This window comes from Pseudomonas sp. TE50-2, from assembly GCF_040813665.1.
Lineage (GTDB): Bacteria > Pseudomonadota > Gammaproteobacteria > Pseudomonadales > Pseudomonadaceae > Aquipseudomonas > Aquipseudomonas soli.
Window position 1 is genome coordinate 683,351 of record NZ_JBFNXN010000001.1, and the last position, 16,216, is coordinate 699,566.

General features: G+C 64.6%; 13 protein-coding genes. 11 read left to right on the plus strand and 2 right to left on the minus strand.

The window, feature by feature from the left end:
- The first annotated feature begins 24 nt into the window (after positions 1–24).
- From AAHK21_RS02950 to AAHK21_RS02960, 3 genes are all read left to right on the plus strand, one after another.
- A complete protein-coding gene (locus AAHK21_RS02950) occupies positions 25–1,302 on the plus strand; it encodes a bifunctional O-acetylhomoserine aminocarboxypropyltransferase/cysteine synthase (protein WP_367856364.1) in 1,278 nt (425 codons plus the stop codon).
- Positions 1,303–1,365: 63 nt separating this feature from the next.
- Positions 1,366–2,133 carry a hypothetical protein gene (locus tag AAHK21_RS02955; RefSeq protein ID WP_367856365.1) on the plus strand — a complete coding sequence of 256 codons (768 nt, stop codon included), beginning with the start codon at positions 1,366–1,368 and terminating at the stop codon, positions 2,131–2,133.
- 75 nt (positions 2,134–2,208) lie between these two features.
- Positions 2,209–3,270, plus strand: a complete 1,062-nt coding sequence (locus AAHK21_RS02960) for a PD-(D/E)XK nuclease family protein (protein ID WP_367856366.1) — start codon at positions 2,209–2,211, stop codon at positions 3,268–3,270.
- 60 nt (positions 3,271–3,330) lie between these two features.
- Here AAHK21_RS02960 and AAHK21_RS02965 read toward each other — a convergent pair whose 3' ends face one another.
- Positions 3,331–4,758, minus strand: coding sequence for a hypothetical protein (locus AAHK21_RS02965; RefSeq protein WP_367856367.1), 1,428 nt, complete (start codon positions 4,756–4,758; stop codon positions 3,331–3,333).
- A 257-nt stretch (positions 4,759–5,015) separates the two neighbouring features.
- Here AAHK21_RS02965 and AAHK21_RS02970 point away from each other — a divergent pair, with 257 nt between their 5' ends.
- Positions 5,016–6,770, plus strand: coding sequence for a flavin monoamine oxidase family protein (locus AAHK21_RS02970; protein WP_367856368.1), 1,755 nt, complete (start codon positions 5,016–5,018; stop codon positions 6,768–6,770).
- On the plus strand, positions 6,767–8,446 hold the full coding sequence (locus AAHK21_RS02975) for an alpha-keto acid decarboxylase family protein (protein ID WP_367856369.1): 1,680 nt from the start codon (positions 6,767–6,769) through the stop codon (positions 8,444–8,446). Before AAHK21_RS02970 ends, AAHK21_RS02975 begins: the two co-directional genes overlap by 4 nt.
- Before the next feature lie 82 nt (positions 8,447–8,528).
- Here AAHK21_RS02975 and AAHK21_RS02980 read toward each other — a convergent pair whose 3' ends face one another.
- Positions 8,529–8,825 (minus strand): DUF3077 domain-containing protein, encoded by a 297-nt coding sequence (locus AAHK21_RS02980; protein WP_367856370.1) that lies wholly within the window; start codon positions 8,823–8,825, stop codon positions 8,529–8,531.
- 367 nt (positions 8,826–9,192) lie between these two features.
- Between AAHK21_RS02980 and AAHK21_RS02985 the strand changes: the two genes are divergently transcribed.
- The 6 genes from AAHK21_RS02985 to AAHK21_RS03010 all read left to right on the plus strand — a co-directional run bounded on the left by AAHK21_RS02985 (position 9,193) and on the right by AAHK21_RS03010 (position 16,205).
- Positions 9,193–10,098: a helix-turn-helix domain-containing protein gene (locus AAHK21_RS02985; protein WP_367856371.1), complete on the plus strand. Its 906-nt coding sequence runs from the start codon at positions 9,193–9,195 to the stop codon at positions 10,096–10,098.
- A gap of 236 nt (positions 10,099–10,334) precedes the next feature.
- Entirely contained in the window at positions 10,335–11,645 is a 1,311-nt protein-coding gene (locus AAHK21_RS02990; RefSeq protein ID WP_367856372.1) for a sugar ABC transporter substrate-binding protein, read from the plus strand.
- A 71-nt stretch (positions 11,646–11,716) separates the two neighbouring features.
- Positions 11,717–12,640 carry a carbohydrate ABC transporter permease gene (locus AAHK21_RS02995; RefSeq protein ID WP_367856373.1) on the plus strand — a complete coding sequence of 308 codons (924 nt, stop codon included), beginning with the start codon at positions 11,717–11,719 and terminating at the stop codon, positions 12,638–12,640.
- A 10-nt stretch (positions 12,641–12,650) separates the two neighbouring features.
- Positions 12,651–13,484, plus strand: a complete 834-nt coding sequence (locus tag AAHK21_RS03000) for a carbohydrate ABC transporter permease (protein ID WP_046856056.1) — start codon at positions 12,651–12,653, stop codon at positions 13,482–13,484.
- A gap of 127 nt (positions 13,485–13,611) precedes the next feature.
- Positions 13,612–14,724 (plus strand): ABC transporter ATP-binding protein, encoded by a 1,113-nt coding sequence (locus AAHK21_RS03005; protein ID WP_367856374.1) that lies wholly within the window; start codon positions 13,612–13,614, stop codon positions 14,722–14,724.
- An 11-nt stretch (positions 14,725–14,735) separates the two neighbouring features.
- Positions 14,736–16,205: a mannitol dehydrogenase family protein gene (locus AAHK21_RS03010; RefSeq protein ID WP_367856375.1), complete on the plus strand. Its 1,470-nt coding sequence runs from the start codon at positions 14,736–14,738 to the stop codon at positions 16,203–16,205.
- Positions 16,206–16,216: the final 11 nt, after the last annotated feature.

A 16,216-nucleotide genomic window follows, 5' to 3' on the forward strand; every position in this document is an offset into this window, starting at 1 on the left:
ACACCACGCTCAAGGAATGACCGCATGAAGCTGGAAACACTCGCCATCCACGCGGGCTTCAGCCCCGACCCGACCACCAAGGCGGTGGCCGTGCCGATCTACCAGACCACCTCGTTCGCCTTCGATGACACCCAGCACGGCGCCGACCTGTTCGACCTCAAGGTCGCCGGCAATATCTACTCGCGCATCATGAACCCCACCAACGATGTGCTCGAGCAGCGCATGGCCGCCCTCGAAGGCGGGGTTGGCGCGCTTGCAGTGGCCTCGGGCATGGCCGCCATCACCTATGCCATCCAGACCGTCGCCGAGGCCGGCGACAATATCGTCTCGGTGGCCAAGCTGTACGGCGGTACCTACAACCTGCTGGCCCACACCCTGCCGCGCCAGGGCATCACCACCCGCTTCGCCGCCCACGACGACATCGCCGCCCTCGAGGCACTGATCGACGATCGCACCAAGGCAGTGTTCTGCGAGTCCATCGGCAACCCTGCCGGCAACATCGTCGATATCGCCGCGCTGGCCGAGGCCGCCCACCGCCACGGCGTGCCGCTGATCGTCGACAACACCGTGGCCACGCCGATTCTCTGCCGCCCGTTCGAACACGGCGCCGATATCGTCGTGCACTCGCTGACCAAGTACATCGGCGGCCACGGCACCAGCATCGGCGGCATCGTCATCGACTCTGGCAAATTCCCCTGGGCCGATCACAAGCAACGTTTCGCCCTGCTCAACACCCCAGACCCGTCCTACCACGGCGTCACCTACACCGAGGCCTTCGGTCCCGCCGCCTTCATCGGCCGCTGCCGCGTGGTGCCGCTGCGCAATACCGGTGCCGCACTGTCGCCGTTCAATGCCTTCCTGATCCTGCAAGGCCTGGAGACCCTGGCCCTGCGCATGGAGCGGCATACTGAAAACGCGTTCAAGGTTGCCCGCTACCTGCAGGAACACGACCAGGTGGCCTGGGTGAAATACGCAGGCCTGCCCGATCACCCCGAGCACCAACTGGCCCAGCGCTATACCGGCGGCAAGCCGGCCTCGATCCTGTCGTTCGGCATCAAGGGCGGCCAGGCTGCCGGGGCGCGCTTCATCGATGCACTGCAACTGGTGGTGCGCCTGGTGAACATCGGTGACGCCAAGTCGCTGGCCTGCCACCCCGCCTCCACCACCCATCGCCAGCTCAACGACGAAGAGCTGGAAAAGGCCGGCGTGCCGCGAGACATGGTGCGCCTGTCGATCGGTATCGAGCACAGCGACGACATCATCGCTGACCTCACCCAGGCCCTGGAGGCCAGCCGCGGCTGATCCACTCGCGCCCCACCCAATGCCGACGGCGGGCGCCTCCTTGCGGAACCGGAACTGCGTGCAATGACCCTCTTCTACCTGAAACTCCTCGTCACCCCGCTGCTGATGTGGGCCATCTCCCTCGCCTCACGGCGCTGGGGAGGCCTGCTCGGCGGCTTGCTGTCCGGCCTGCCGATCACCTCGGCACTGGTGATGACCTTCCTGTGCCTGGAACAGGGCAGCGCCTTCGCCCTGGACGCGGTGCCGGGCGCGTTGGGCGGCCTGGCCGCGGTGCAGGCCACCTATACCTTCTACCTGTTCGCCACGCGCAAGCTCGGCATCGCTGCGGCGGTATCGCTGGCAGTCCTGTTCTATGGCCTGGCGGCCTATGCGTTCACCCACTGGGGTGGGCTGTACCTGTCGGTCGGCGTGGCGCTGCTGCTGATCGGCGTGCTGATCCGCGCCAGTGGCCGCGAGCCCAGGCCCGATACGCTTGCCCGGCCTCGGCACCGATATTGGGAGATCCCCCTGCGCATGGTGTCCGCCACCGCGCTGCTGATGCTCACCACCAGCCTGGCCAGTTGGCTGGGGCCGGCAACCAGCGGGATGCTGGCGCCGATCCCGGTGATTGCCTGGCCGTTGGTGGTGTTTGCCCATGTGCAGGGCGGCCGCGCCGGGATGGCAGCAATGGTGCGGGGCAATGCGATCGGCGCAGTGGGGGTGATTGCGTTCTATCTGGCGATGGCGGGGTTGCTCGAACACACGGGCGTCGCCATTACCATGCTGGTTGCGATGGCGACCGCCGTTGGCCTGACCGTCGCCCTGGCAACCTTGTTGAAAGGGCGTACCTGAAGCTGGCGCAATTGACGGCACATCGGTATCGCCGACATTGATATCCCCCGCAAGGGCAACACACGGAGAAACACCATGGATCTGGATCAGGCACGCACCCTGCTTGCCGAGGCTGAACGACATCGCCAGCCGGCATATGAGCCAAGCATTTTTGCCCTCGGAGGGCGCGGTTACTACGAAAACCCCACCACTGACCTGCTCGCATTCTTTCTCGACCCCGACCAGGTCCATGGTTTTGGTGATTGCTTCCTCAGCGCCCTGCTGCGCTGCATCTGCAAGGAGTCGCCTCCCGAGCCAATCCTGCGCCTGCCCCCGCAACGTGAAGTAACCACTACCAATGGCAAGCGCATCGACCTGCTGCTGCAGGGCGAGGATTGGCTGCTGATTCTCGAGAACAAGATCTTCCACGCCCAGGTCAACCCGTTCGCCGACTATGAACTCTACGCCGAAACATTGGTGGGTGGCCGCGACAAACGCGTGTTGTTCGCGGTGCTGTCACCGACGGGCAGCAACGTCGCCGATGGTTGGACAGGGCTCAGCTATGCCGACCTGCTCGGCGCCCTGCGCAGAGCATTGTCGCAAAACGTCGAGCACAGCCGCCTGAACAAATGGCGTGTGCTGGCCGACGAGTTCCTGCTGCATCTGGAAAACATCACCGTGGAGCGTGACATGAACCCTGAGAGCATTGATTTCATCTTCGAACACCTGCCGCAGATCAATGCCCTGAACAAGCTGCGCGACCAGGCACTTGAGGCGCTGGATAGCAAGATCATCGCCCACCTGCAGGCCGGGATCGACGGCTTCGAAACCTACACTCGCCGGCAACCCTGGGCGGACGGGCCGGCGCTACGTTACGCCTGCAACGACTGGGTCGAGTGGTCGGATGTGGTGCTCTACCTGGATGGCAGCCAGGCGCCACTGCGACCGACCATCCGCGTGTACCTGATCAATGTCGACACACGTCAGATGGAGTTCGGCCGCCATCTGTTCGTGGATACCACAAGACAGCCGTGGACCGAAGGCCGGCGCGTGATCGGTTTTGAATGGAAGTTGGAAAGCTTCGACGAACGCGTGGTAATCGACACGATCCTGGAGAAAATGCGGCTGTTGATGCAATTCGAAGCCGAAATGCGCTGACATCAAACCACAATGGGCAGGTCGCCCCGCACTTGCGCAAGCGCGGGGCACTCCTGGTTTTCAGCGTTTCTTGCTGGCCGACACCCGTGGCCGTGCGTCGATATAGACAATATCGGATGCCCTGTCGCCCTTGGCCGCTTGCAACGAGAGGACCCGCTCAAGCTTTCCACCCAGTTCCCCAACATCCACCAGCACGAAAATCCCATGCTCGGTGTTTTCCGAATCCTTGTAGCGCTCCAACTGACACTCATAACCATGCACCACACTGGTGTTGGTCGACAGCTTGAACTCGACCACGACCTTGTCGTGCCAGCCACCGGATATCTTGAAATCAACCGGTCCGCTTCCACCGTCCGATTCAGGCGAAATATCCAGGTCGTAAGCCCGGCAAAAGCTCACGGCACTGCTGAAGAACAGCTTCTGCACGGTGCGCTCGTGCTTGGGCTGGTCTCGATCCCAAAGCTCAGTCCACAATCCGTGCACTTCGATCTGCGCCTTGAATACTTCAAGAATCTCCAGCACCACATCACCCATCGTGCGTATGCAGGGGTCGTCCCTGAACTGCTCCGCCACCTCGTCAAGCAAGCGACGCTGCTCCCTGCCAAGCCGTTTCCAGAACAGCGGATCACTCAAGTCTTCGGTGAGTTGATCGATGCGGCCAAGAACTGCGAGTTTCAGTTCATCCATGCGCTGGAGGAGATCTTCGGAAGACGATGACCTACCGATTCTCTGCAGATAATCCAGAATCTGGTCAGGCTGCGGGCTTATGCCGGCCTCCATGAGCAGGGCAATAGCTCGCGTCTGCCCCTCATGCCCGGCCTCCCGTTCGAACCTGCGGGAAAGGCACACATCCCACAGCTCTCGCCTAGACCATTGGGAAAAGTCGGAGAGGATGTCGACATCCGGCGGGACAATCACATACTCCAGGCAGTAATCGATGATGAATGTCCTGCGCAGGTTTGTGATCATCTTGATCAACCCGAGGCCAATACGGGCTTCAGGCAGGAACGTCGGGAAATGTCTGCTGATCATCTCGAAGAGATCCGCGACCGGTTCAACAGTGCGTAGCGTGGGGACATGAAAATCGTGGGGGGCATCCAAGAGTTCGTTGCTCAGCGAGAAACCTAGGTCATCGATCGTGCAACGTGGGGTGAGCGTGCAGACCTCACCTGATTCGAATAGATAGACCCGAAGCCCTTTGCTTTTGTAGATATAGGATTTCCTGCCGAACGCAGCCCCCGTCAGGCCATCGAACAGCAGGACCGCCCTGGAGGGGTGAAACTCTTCCATTGAATGGGTACGGGGGGAGCCCGGCTCGCAATCTTCTATTGGAATGACTTCAACAGCCATACGCTCAGGCAACGCCTCGAACAACTCGCGCTCATCGAGTACGCAGGACAGCACATTCCGGGTAACGCCAACAAAGTCGACTTGCTCTCCCCAGCATTCCCTTACCGCTGCCAACAACAGCGTTTCCAGCACGTCCATACCCTTCCTCATCAAAACCGCATGCCATGGCAGGCTTCTGGCAACAAATAATGCCAAAACGATACCACGCCACCATGGTGCCTACGCCAACGACAGCTATGCCAAGATGACCATCGCCTGGGTACTCGTACCCTTAGGTGTGGCGCGCCGGGACCACGTTGAAAATTCGATGATGGCAAACTGGCATTCCGCCAAACCTCGACAATACTGGCTCGTCACATGGATTCCTTGCCCACAACAACAAAAGGGATTTTGCGATGAGCCAGCCCCAACCCTTGGACGTCGCCATCATCGGCGGCGGTGTCTCCGGTACCTACAGCGCCTGGCGCCTGCAACAGGCCCACGGCGACAGCCTGCGTATCCAGTTGTTCGAATATGGCGACCGCATCGGCGGGCGGCTGTTCAGCGTCAAGCTGCCCGGCCTGCCCAATGTGGTCGCCGAGGTGGGCGGCATGCGCTACATGCCCGGCGCCGACGGCCATGTGATGGTCGATACTCTGGTGCAGCACCTGGGCCTGCCGAGCAAGGACTTTCCCATGGGCAACGAACTGCCCAAGGACGCGCCCATCGGCGCCCAGGACAACCTGTTCTACCTGCGCGGCCAGCGCTTCCGCTTCCGCGACTTCGTCGAGGCGCCGCACAAGATTCCCTACGACCTGGGCTGGACCGAGCGCGGCTACAACCCCGAAGACCTCCAGGTCAACGTGATGAACAGCATCTACCCCGGCTTCGACAAGCTGAGCCTGGCCGAGCAGATGCAGGTGCAGGTGTTCGGCAAGCCGATCTGGCGCTATGGCTTCTGGGATCTGCTCTACCGCGTGCTGAGCAACGAGGGCTACCAGTTCATGAAGGACGCCGGCGGCTACGAGGCCAACGTCGCCAACGCCAGCGCCGTGACCCAGCTGCCCGCCACCGAATACAGCGACGCCACCGTGTTCCGCACGCTCAAGGATGGCTTCCAGAGCCTGCCGCTGACCCTGGCCCAGCGCTTCAGCGAACAGGCCGGCGGCCGGGTGCCCGCCGACCAGCGCATCCAGATGAACCGTCGCCTGGCCGCCCTGAGCTACAGCGACGACACCGAGTACCCCTACCGCCTGCACCTGCGCCACACCGAGACCGTCAACGGCAAGACCCACGACCTCGAAGGCGAGGACATCGTCCACGCCCGCCAGGTGATCCTCGCCCTGCCGCGCCGCGCGCTGGAGCTTATCGACTCGCCGCTGTTCGACGACCCGTGGCTCAAGGACAACCTCGGCTCGGTGCTGGTGCAGTCGGCGTTCAAGCTGTTCCTGGCCTATGAGCAACCCTGGTGGCGCAATCTGGGCCTGGTGGCCGGGCGTTCGGTCACCGACCTGCCGATCCGCCAGTGCTACTACATGGGCACGGAGTGCGATCAGGCAGGAGGCGAGAACACCTTCAACTCGCTGCTGATGGCCTCCTACAACGACATCGGCACCGTGCCGTTCTGGAAAGGCCTGGAAGACGGCCCCGAATTCATCGGCTACACCCCGCGCAGCCTCGAAGGGCGCATCGCCAATGACGCGGTGGTGCCGCGCACGCAGTTCCAGATCAGCGACGAGATGGTGCGCATCGCCCAGCGCCAGGTCACCCAGCTGCACGCCCAGGTCGAGCTGCCGGCGCCCTACAGCGCCGTGTACCACGCCTGGGACGCCGACCCCTACGGTGGAGGCTGGCACGAGTGGAAGGCCAACTACCGCCTGGACCTGATCATCCAGAAGATGCGCCACCCGGTTAAGGACCAGCAGGTGTTCATCGTCGGCGAGGCGTATTCCTATGGCCAGGGTTGGGTCGAGGGCGCGCTGACCACCGCCGAGTCCGCCTTGCAGGAGTTCTTCGAACTGCCGCGCCCCAACTGGCTGCCGGCCAGCTACCAGCTGCTACCGACCCCGGCACCGGAAGAAATCGACTACGCCACCCCGCCCATGCCCGGCCACGCGCCGCAGGTGCTCGAAACCATCACCCAGGCCATCTGCGCGGGGGTCAAGCCATGAGCACCTTTACCGTGGCCGACTACCTGCTGACGCGGCTCAAGGAGCTGGGCCTGGACAAGGTATTCCAGGTGCCGGGGGATTACTGCTCCAGGTTCATGAGCGCGCTGGACGCCTTCGATGGCATCGATGCCGTGGGCGAAGTCTACGAAATGGGCGCCGCCTACAGCGCTGACGGCTACGCCCGGGTGCACGGCCTGGGCGCAGTGTCGCTGCAGTACGGGGTGGGCACCTTCAGCGCGGTGAACGCCATCGCCGGCGCCTACGTGGAGCGCAACCCGGTGGTGGTGATCTCCGCCAGCCCCTCGACCAGCGACCGCCTGAAGGCCAATGCCCAGAACGTGCTGTTCCATCACTCCACCGGCAACTTCGAGGCCGACCGCAACGTGCTGGAACAGGTGACCGTGGCTTGCGAGATTCTGTCCGACCCGCACCGCGCGCCGTGGCAGATCGACAACGCGCTGATCGCCGCCCTCACCCACCGCCAGCCCATCTACCTGGAGGCCTACCAGGACATCTGGGGCGCCGAGGTCAGCCGCCCCCACGGCCAGCTGACCCCAGCCCCGCGCCCGTCCAACCCCCAAGCCCTGCAAAGCCTGGTCGAGGCCAGCGTGCAACGCCTGGCCACGGCGCGCCAGCCGCTGGTGCTGCTGGGCGTGGAGATCATCCGCTACGGTTTGCAGGACGCCGTGCAACGCCTGATCGACAGTTGCGGCCTGCCCTTCTCCACCACCCTCGACGCCAAGACCGTGCTCGACGAAAGCCAGGCGCCGTTCATCGGCACCTATGCCGGGCCCGCTTCGCGCCCGGAAACCTCGGCCCGGGTGGATGCCTGCGACTGCATCCTGGCCATCGGCGTGATCTTCACCGATGACTACCTCGACCTGCTCAAGGCCCGCTATGGCGAAATCGTCCAGGTGAACTGCGAGCTGGCCCGCGCCGGCGCCGACTACTACCCCAACGTGCGCCTGCCCGACTATGTCGAGGCGCTGCTCAAGGCCCTGAAGGTGGACACCCACTTCCCCCGCCCGGGCACCGCCCTGGCCGCCTCGCGCCCGCTGCTGGGCAGCGGCGCGGTGCCCAGCGCGCTGAGCTATGCGAGCTTCTTCGACAGCCTGGTGAACTTCGCCCAGGAGCATCGCCTGTGGCAGACCAGCACGCTGATCCTCGGCGAAAGCTCGTCGCTGTACGTGGCCAGCAACATCAACGGCATGCCCCGCGGCAGCTTCATCTCCGATGCCATCTGGGGCTCGCTCGGCCACGAGACCGGCTGCGCCCTGGGCGTGGCGCTGGGCAGTGGCCGGCGCCCGGTGGTGGTGGCCGGCGATGGCGGGTTCATGATGGTCAGCCAGTCGCTGGCGGCGCTGGCGCGCAACAAGGTCAATGCCGTAGTGTTCGTGATGAGCAACCAGGTGTATGCGATCGAGCAGGCCTTCGTCGACCCTGATGCGTTCACGCCCGAGGGTGAGTTCGCGCCGTTCGACACCCTGCCCGCGCTGGACTATACGGCGCTGGCCAGCGGCTATGGCGCGCTGGGGTATCGGGTGGAAACGGTGGACGAGCTGGAACGCTTGCTGCCGCAGTTGCTGATGGTGGTGCAGCGGCCAGTACTGGTGGAGGTAAAGATTGCCGAGAAGGACTTCGCCGAGCAGATCAAGCGGCTGGCCGGGGTAAGTTGATTGCACGGGTGATCGCTTGCCTGCAGCAAACAAAAAGCCGCTTTCGATTGCTCGAAAGCGGCTCTTGCGCTTGCAGCCCTGCTCAACTGTCACCCTGTTCCTTGCTTGCCGGCAACTGCCCGTCGATCATCGCCTTGGCCATCCCGCTGAGGTAGTACGTTGCGCGCATCAGCGTCTGTGCCTCTTTCGGCTGGCTCAACGCCTGGTACGTGAGCGCGGTGATGCAGCCCAGGATGATCGACGTTTCCTGCAGCACCTCGGCCGTCGGCAACCCCGGTATCGCCTGCACCCAGTCGCGTACCGAACGGCGCCGGGTACGGCCGACCAGGCTGACGATTTTCAGTTCGCCGCTGCGCTTTGCTTGTTCGTCCTTGTCCATGACCCCACCCCCTGAAAAAAGAAAGAGCCCGCCGCGTCTCACCGCCCGGGGCCAGCGGGCCAAACCGCGCGATCCCTGCGCGGTGCTCTGCCCAAAGGCCCGGCCAACCCCGGACGGCGAAACACGACGAGCAGGGCGAGACTAAAGGGCCTACCCACTCGCTACAACGGGCCGGCAGGTGGAAAAGCCACCTTTAGGAAAAGGACTACATGAACTACGGAAGAATGGCTGTAGGACCTACAGAATTTGCCTGAGCAACCGCCTGAACAGGCCCATGGCAAAGCACGCGGCTACAAAAATGTGCGCTGCCCTGCTCCGCAACTTCAGGCTACGATGACACCTCGCCCCTCCAGGCCCAGCCACCGCCATGCCCAGAACGAGCAAAGTCACCGACCCGTCCTACGAGCTGATGGACGACCACGAAGGCGCCTCGCTGATCTACCGCCAGCACGGTTTCCCCAGCCCGCTGGTGCGTTGGCACTTCCACAAGGAGTACGAGCTGCACCTGATCGTCGCCAGCGCCGGCAAGGTGTTCATCGGCGACTACATCGGCAACTTCGCCCCCGATACGCTGTTCCTCACCGGCCCCAACCTGCCGCACAACTGGATCAGCCAGGTCGGCCCCGACGAAGTGGTGGGCAAGCGAGACATGCTGGTCAACTTTACCGACGAGGTACTCGAGGATGGCAGCCAGGTGTTCGCCGAGCTCACCCAGCTAGCACCGCTGCTGGCCCGGGCGCGCTATGGCATCGAGTTCCGCGACCCGGCACTGATCAAGGAGAGCCGCCAACTGCTGCAACGCATCGCCGACAGTCGCGGCATCACCCGCCTGGGATACTTTTTTATCCTCATGGAACAGCTCGCCGCCTGCGATGACTACCAACTGCTGTCCACCGTCACCTCTTCGCAGCTGGCCGACGAACACAACGTCGAGCGCATCAACCGGGCGGTGGACTACATCTTCCAGCACTACGCCCAGGACCTGAGCCAGAACGAAGTGGCCGAGCACCTGGGCATGACGCCGACCTACTTCTCACGGTTTTTCAAGCAGGCCGCCGGGCGCGGCTTCGTCGAGTTCGTCAACCGGCTGCGGGTGAGCAAGTCGTGCGAGCTGCTGGCCAAGGGCGAACTGCCGGTGACCGAGGTGTGCTTCGAGTCGGGCTTCAGCAACCTGTCGAACTTCAACCGGCGCTTCCTGCAACTCAAGGGCATGACCCCTTCCGACTACCGCAGCCTGGTGACCCAGCGGCTGACCGAGCAGAACCGCGCCTGAGCCTCGGGGCTGCGTTGCAGCCCATCGCCGGCAAGCCGGCTCCCACCCCGACCGCAGCGCCTTCAAGCCAGCGCCATCCCTGTGGGAGCCGGCTTGCCGGCGATGGGGCGCGCAGCGGCCCTTGTTCAAGCACTGCAAAAAAGTATCAGCCAAGGTGCAGGCGAGGCTTTGTCGGCATCGCCGTGCACGGGTGTAATCAGCGCCGAGCGATACAAAAACAATAAGGGAGTTCACTGATGAACGACTCGATCAAGGCCTGCCTGGCCGCCGCCTGCCTCGGCCTGCCGCTGCATGCCCAGGCCGCCGACACCCTGACCATCGCCACGGTCAACAACAACGACATGATCCGCATGCAGCGCCTGGCCAAGGTGTTCGAGCAGCAGCACCCGGACATCCAGCTCAAGTGGGTGGTGCTTGAAGAGAACGTGCTGCGCCAGCGCCTGACCACCGATATCGCCACCCAGGGCGGCCAGTTCGACGTGCTGACCATCGGCATGTACGAAGCCGCGCTGTGGGGTGCCAAGGGCTGGCTGGCGCCGATGACCGACCTGCCCGCCGACTACAACCTCGACGATGTGTTCCCCTCGGTACGCAACGGCCTGTCGGCCAATGGCACGCTGTACGCCCTGCCCTTCTACGCCGAAGCCTCGATCACCTACTACCGCAAGGACCTGTTCGAGCAAGCCGGGCTGAGCATGCCCGCGCAACCCACCTGGACCCAGCTCGGCGAGTTCGCCGCCAAGCTCAACCACCCCGATCAGGGTCAGTACGGCATCTGCCTGCGCGGCAAGGCCGGCTGGGGCGAGAACATGGCGCTGATCGGCACCGTGGCCAATGCCTTCGGCGCACGCTGGTTCGATGAGCAATGGAAACCCGAGTTCAGCGGCAGCGAATGGAAGAACGCGCTGAATTTCTATGTGAACACCCTCAAGCAATACGGCCCGCCCGGCGCCTCCAGCAACGGTTTCAACGAAAACCTCGCGCTTTTCAACAGCGGCAAGTGCGCGATGTGGGTCGACGCCAGCGTCGCCGGCTCGTTCGTCACCGACAAGACCCAGAGCAAGGTCGCCGACCAGGTCGGCTTCACCTTTGCGCCCAAGGAAGTCACCGACAAGGGCGCCACCTGGTTGTATTCGTGGGCGCTGGCGATCCCCACCAGTTCCAAATCCAAGGACGCGGCCAGGACGTTCGCCACCTGGGCCACTTCCGAGGCCTACGGCAAGCTGGTGGCCGAGAAAGAAGGCGTGGCCAACGTGCCGCCCGGCACCCGCGCCTCGACCTACAACGACGCATACCTGGCCGCCGCGCCATTCGCCAAGGTCACCCTCGAATCACTCAAGCGCGTCGACCCCAACCACCCCACCCTCAAGCCCGTGCCCTACGTCGGTATCCAGCTGGTGACCATCCCCGAGTTCCAGGCCATCGGCACCCAGGTCGGCAAGCTGTTCGCCGCAGCCCTCACCGGGCAGATGAAAGTGGACCAGGTGCTGGCCTCGGCCCAGCAATCCACCGAACGCGAGATGAAGCGCGCCGGTTACCCCAAGTAACCCGCCGCGCCCCCCGACCGCGCCGAACCCCGGCGCGGTGACCGCCCCTTTTTGCTGCACACGGAGTCGCCATGAACACATCGGCCCTCGACACCCCGAGCCTCGCCACCGCGCGCCCCGGCAAACGCCGCGTCGGCCCCGGCTGGTTCCTGGTCAGCCCTTCTGTGGCGCTGCTGCTGTTGTGGATGATCGTGCCCCTGGGCATGACCCTGTATTTCTCGCTGATCCGCTACAACCTGCTGTACCCCGGCGAAAACCAGTTCGTGGGCCTGGAGAACTTCGCCTTCTTCGTCACCGACGCCGGCTTCATGCCCGGCGCCCTCAACACCCTGACCCTTGTCGGCAGCGTGCTGGCGATCAGCGTGGTGCTCGGCGTGCTGATTGCCGCGCTGCTGGAGGCCGGCGAGTTCTGGGGCCGCGGCGTGGTGCGGGTGCTGCTGATCTCGCCGTTCTTCATCATGCCCACGGTCAGCGCGCTGCTGTGGAAGAACCTGATCTTCCACCCGGTGTCGGGCATCCTCGCCGCCGTGTGGCGCCTGTTCGGCACGCAACCGGTGGACTGGCTGGCGCACTACCCGCTGCTGTCGATCATCCTGATCGTCTCCTGGCAGTGGCTGCCGTTCGCCATCCTGATCCTGATGACCGCCATGCAGTCGCTGGACCAGGAGCAGAAGGAAGCCGCGCGCCTTGATGGCGCAGGCCCCTTGGCGATCTTCTGGCACCTGACCCTGCCGCACCTGGCGCGGCCCATCGCCGTGGTGGTGATGATCGAGACCATCTTCCTGCTGTCGGTGTTCGCCGAGATCTTCACCACCACCAGCGGCGGCCCCGGATACGAGTCCACCAACCTCGCCTACCTGATCTACAACCAGGCGCTGCTGCAGTTCGACGTCGGCATGGCCTCGGCCGGTGGCCTGATCGCCGTGCTGATCGCCAATATCGCCGCCATCGTGCTGGTCCGCATGATCGGCAAGAACCTCACCGCGCGCAGCTGAGGAGCCCGCCATGCTGACACTCAAGCAAACCCGCACCCTGAAGAACGCCCTGCTCGGCCTGCTGTGCTGGGCCATCGCCCTGGTGATCTTCTTCCCGATTTTCTGGATGCTGCTGACCAGCTTCAAGACCGAGCTGGACGCCTTCGCCACGCCGCCGCAGTTCATCTTCGCGCCGACGCTGGAGAACTACCTGCACATCAACGAGCGCAGCGACTACTTCGCCTACGCCTGGAACTCGGTACTGATTTCCTTCTCGGCGACCCTTCTGTGCATGCTTATCGCCGTGCCGGCCGCCTACTCCATGGCCTTCTTCGAAACCCGCCACACCAAGCGCACGCTGCTGTGGATGCTGTCGACCAAGATGCTGCCGCCGGTGGGCGTGCTGATGCCGATCTACCTGCTGGCCAAGCAGTTTGGCCTGCTCGATTCGCGCCTGGCGCTGGTCATCGTCTACACCCTGATCAACCTGCCGATCGTGGTGTGGATGGTGTACACCTACTTCAAGGACATCCCCGTGGACATCCTCGAAGCGGCGCGCCTGGATGGTGCCGGCACCTGGCAGGAGATCGTCCGCGTGCTGCTGCCGATCGCCCGCGGCGGACTGGCCTCGACCCTGCTGCTGTCGTTGATCCTGTGCTGGAACGAGGCGTTCTGGTCGCTCAACCTGACCTCGTCCGCCGCCGCCCCGCTGACCGCGCTGGTGGCCTCCTACTCGAGCCCCGAAGGGCTGTTCTGGGCCAAGCTCTCGGCCGTCTCGACCCTGGCCTGCGCGCCGATCCTGATCTTTGGCTGGATCAGCCAGAAGCAGCTGGTGCGCGGGCTCTCCTTCGGTGCCGTGAAATGACCTGGCTTCGCAATTCCCTTGTGGGAGCTGGCTTGCCAGCGATGGGCCGCAAAGCGGCCCCTTTGCAAGCCAGTGCTCCCCACAAAACCCTCATTCAATCAACCGGCCACCACAGAGGTGACTAGCCATGGCTGACCTGAAAATCCGCAACCTGCACAAAGGCTTCGATGGCCACGCCATCATCAAGGGCATCGACCTGGACGTGCGCGACCGCGAGTTCGTGGTGTTCGTCGGCCCCTCCGGCTGCGGCAAGTCCACCCTGCTGCGCCTGATCGCCGGCCTCGAGGAGGTCAGCAGCGGCAGCATCACCCTCGACGGCGCCGACATCACCGACACCGCCCCGGCCAAGCGCGACCTGGCCATGGTGTTCCAGACCTACGCCCTGTACCCGCACATGACCGTGCGCAAGAACCTGTCGTTCGCCCTGGACCTGGCCGGCGTCGCCAAGCACGAGGTCACCGCCAAGGTCGACAACGCCGCGCGCATCCTCGAGCTGCAACCGCTGCTCGAACGCAAGCCGCGCCAGCTGTCCGGCGGTCAGCGCCAACGGGTGGCGATCGGCCGCGCCATCGTGCGCAACCCGAAGATCTTCCTGTTCGACGAGCCGCTGTCCAACCTCGACGCCGCCCTGCGCGTGCAGATGCGCCTGGAGCTGGCGCGCCTGCACCAGGAGCTGGCCGCGACGATGATCTACGTGACCCACGACCAGGTCGAAGCCATGACCCTGGCCGACAAGGTGGTGGTACTCAACGGCGGGCGCGTCGAGCAAGTGGGCTCGCCGCTGGAGCTGTACCACCATCCGGCCAACCTGTTCGTCGCAGGGTTTCTCGGCACGCCGAAGATGGGCTTCCTGCGTGGGCACCTGAGCCGTAACCAGGGCAACCAGTGCGAGGTAGCCCTCGAATGTGGTGCGCGCATCGCCCTGCCGCTGTGCGCGGGCGAGCTGCATACCGGCAGCCAGGTGACCCTGGGGATCAGGCCCGAGCACCTGAGCATCAGCCCGGTGTGCCAGGGCACGCCGGGGTCGCTGCAGGTGACGGCCGATGTCAGCGAGCGGCTGGGCAGCGACAGCTACTGCCATGTGCGCGCCGCGTCCGGCGAGATGCTCACCGTGCGCGTGCGCGGGGACTTCGCGCCGACCTTCGGCGAGGCCCTGGAGCTGACCTTCGACCCCACCCACTGCCACCTGTTCGACAGCAACGGCCAAGCCCTCGACAAGCGCCTGCAGCAGGCGGCCTAAGGACCTTCAGGATGAAACTCAACCAACACAACCTCCCCCGCCTGGCGGTCGCCCGCCCCAGCTACGACCCAAGCCAATTGCGCCAGGGCATCGTGCACATCGGCGTCGGCGGCTTCCACCGCGCCCACCAGGCCGCCTACACCGACGCCCTGATGAACCTGGGCGAAGGCCTCGACTGGGCCATCTGCGGCGCCGGCCTGCGCCACGAAGACCGCGCCATGCGCGATGCCCTGGCCGCGCAAGACCACCTCTACACCCTGTTCGAACTGGGCGACCAACCCGACACCCAGGTCCGCGTGATCGCCGCGATCAACGGCATGCTGCTGGCCGAGGACGGCGCCGAAGCGCTGCTGGCCAAACTGGCCGAACCCAACATCCGCATCGTCTCGCTGACCATCACCGAAGGCGGCTACTGCATCGACGACAGCACCGGCGAATTCCGCGCCGACCTGCCGCAGATCCAGCACGACCTGGCCAACCCACAAGCCCCACAGAGCGTGTTCGGCTTCCTCTGCGAAGCCCTGCGCCGCCGCCGCGAGGCCGGCAGCGGGCCGTTCACGGTGATGTCCTGCGACAACCTCCCGCACAACGGCGACGTCGCCCGCAAGGCCCTGCTGGCCTTCGCCCACCTGCAGAACCACGACCTGGCCCGCTGGATCGACGGCCACGTCAGCTTCCCCAATGCCATGGTCGACCGCATCACCCCGATGACCAGCCCCGCCCACCGCCAGCAGCTGCTCGAGCGCCACGGCGTCGACGATGCCTGGCCGGTGGTGTGCGAGCCGTTTTTGCAATGGGTGGTGGAAGACAAGTTCGTCGCCGGCCGCCCTGCCTGGGAGCAGGTCGGCGTGCAGTTCACCGACGACGTCACGCCCTATGAAGAAATGAAGATCAAGCTGCTCAACGGCAGCCACCTGGCCCTCACCTACCTGGGCTTTCTAAAAGGCTACCGCTTCGTCCACGAAGCCCTCGCCGACCCGCTGCTGCAGCGCTACATGCGCACCTTCATGGACCAGGACGTCACCCCGCAACTGGCCCCGGTACCGGGCATCGACCTGACGCGCTACAAGCACAGCCTCACCGAGCGCTTCGCCAACCGCGCCATCGCCGACCAGCTGGAGCGCGTGTGCTCCGACGGCTCGTCGAAATTCCCCAAGTTCATCGTGCCCACCGCCAACCGCCTGATCGCCGACGGCAAGCCCCTGGAGCGCGTGGCCCTGGTGGTAGCCGCCTGGGCCCTGTACCTGCGCGGCGAGGACGAACGGGGCACGCGCTACAGCATCCCCGACCCCCGCGCCGCCGACTGCCAGGCCCGGGTGGCGCAGCGCGACGGCCTGGCCGCCCGGGTGCTCGGCGACGAGGCGATCTTCGGCACGGCGATCCCCGCCTCCAAAGCCTTCGTCAGCGCCTTCGAGCGCCTGTACGACAGCTTGCGCGAAGTCGGCGTGAGTGAAACCCTGCGCCAGGTCCTCGGCGACTGACACGGAGGCTT